Origin of the sequence: Anaerobacillus sp. 1_MG-2023 (assembly GCF_030547345.1) — a bacterium.
In the GTDB taxonomy this organism is placed as follows: Bacteria; Bacillota; Bacilli; order Bacillales; family Guptibacillaceae; genus Guptibacillus; species Guptibacillus hwajinpoensis_B.
In genome coordinates, this window is the sequence record NZ_JAUORD010000230.1 from 1 (window position 1) to 240 (window position 240).

General features: G+C 38.8%; 1 protein-coding gene. It reads left to right on the plus strand.

What is annotated here, in order from left to right; translation table 11 throughout:
• Positions 1-10 precede the first annotated feature (10 nt).
• Positions 11-240 (plus strand): TRAM domain-containing protein (locus Q4550_RS23970; RefSeq protein WP_303536774.1); only part of this gene is annotated, 230 nt, incomplete at its 3' end.

Genomic DNA, 240 nt, shown 5'->3' on the forward strand with positions numbered 1-240 from the left:
TAACAAAAATGTGAAAGGGACAGGGCTTACGAAAGGTCAAACAATTCCTTTAACAATTAAACGATTGGGGATAAATGGAGAAGGGGTCGGTTTTTTTAAGAGGACAGTTGTATTTGTTCCTGGGGCACTACCTGGGGAAGAAATTACAGCTGAATTCACAAAGGTTTTTTCAAATCGTGCTGAAGCAAAAATAAAAAGGCTTCGAAAAAAATCGAATGACAGAACCACTACACCATGTCC